The organism is Mycobacterium colombiense (genome assembly GCF_001953985.1).
Classification (GTDB): Bacteria; Actinomycetota; Actinomycetes; order Mycobacteriales; family Mycobacteriaceae; genus Mycobacterium; species Mycobacterium colombiense_B.
In genome coordinates this window covers 1-1,316 of the sequence record NZ_MBEI01000080.1, presented here as the reverse complement: position 1 = coordinate 1,316, position 1,316 = coordinate 1, and the positions used below count along the sequence as shown (strand labels likewise).

At 63.4% G+C, this 1,316-nt stretch carries 2 protein-coding genes; both read left to right on the top strand.

The window, feature by feature from the left end; translation table 11 throughout:
* Positions 1–759 (top strand): MCE family protein (locus A5732_RS25575; protein ID WP_171975104.1); only part of this gene is annotated, 759 nt, incomplete at its 5' end.
* 299 nt (positions 760–1,058) lie between these two features.
* The coding region (locus tag A5732_RS25570; protein ID WP_142256677.1) for an MlaD family protein at positions 1,059–1,316 on the top strand (258 nt) is incomplete at its 3' end.

Sequence of the window (1,316 nt, the reverse complement as noted above, 5' to 3'; positions counted from 1 at the left end):
AAGTTCGGTCAGTCGGTCACCAACGCCAACGCCTTGCTTGATGATGTGAATCCGCAGCTGCCGCAGGCGCGCAAGGATATTCAGCGGTTGGCGGCGTTGGGGGATACGTATGCGAATGCGTCGCCGGATCTGTTCGACTTTTTGAACGACGCGGTGATCACCTCGCGCACGATCAACACTCAGCAGAAGGATCTGGATCGGGCGTTGTTGGCGGCGGCCGGGTTCGGCAACACCGGCGCGGATCTGTTCAACAAGGGCGGCCCGTACCTGGCGCGCGGCGCCGAAGACCTGGTGCCGACGGCGCAGCTGCTGGACACCTACAGTCCCGAGATTTATTGCACGCTGCACAACTACCACGACATCGTGCCCATCACCGGTGCCTCCGAGGGCGGGTTCAACGGCTACTCGTTGAACATGGACACCGAGGTCACGTCGGGACTTGGCCTGGTCGCGAACCCGCTGTCGCTCGCCGCGGTCGCCGCGCTCACGTTGGGCCTCGGCGCCACGGCCGGTCTGGTCGGTGGTGCGCCCAACCCCTACGTCTGGCCGGAGAACCTGCCGCGGGTGAACGCGCGTGGCGGCCCCGGCGGTGCGCCGGGATGCTGGCAGCCGATTACCCGCGACCTGTGGCCCGCACCGGAGTTGGTGATGGACTCCGGCAACAGCCTTGCGCCGTACAACCACCTGGACACGGGATCGCCGTACGCGATCGAATACGTCTGGGGCCGCCAGGTCGGCGACAACACCATCAACCCGTAAATCCCGCTTGGCGCGCGAAAACTCTGCCAGGCAACATCATTCGTTCGCCGATATCGGCGGTCAATCGTCACCAGCTGGAACGGTTATTCGGAAAATGGTGTTGTGCGCCCGCCGATTTGGCTGTTGCTTTGTTTGTGCCACGGCGTCGCGGTACATTTCATTGATCTTATTGCATGTGTGTACAGGCTGGGTGGCGGCGGCACCGAGATGAGGGGCAGGGTTGGCGACCGTGGGTTATCTGGGCAACCACCCGCATAGGCGGCCGCCCCTGATGACCTTCGGGCGCACGGTGTAGCGCCATGGAGGGTTCACCCGTTCAGATCAACGACTCGCGCGAGCCGCCCTACAAGGTGATCACCTTCGTCGTGCTCGCGGTGTTCGCGGTGATCTTCACCCTGGTCTACATCCAGTTCCGCGGAGGTTTCACGCCCAAGACACAGCTGACCATGTTGGCGTCGCGGGCCGGGTTGGTGATGGATCCGGGTTCGAAGGTGACTTATAACGGGGTGGAGATCGGCCGGGTGGGCTCGATTGCGGAGACGGTGCGTGATGGGAAG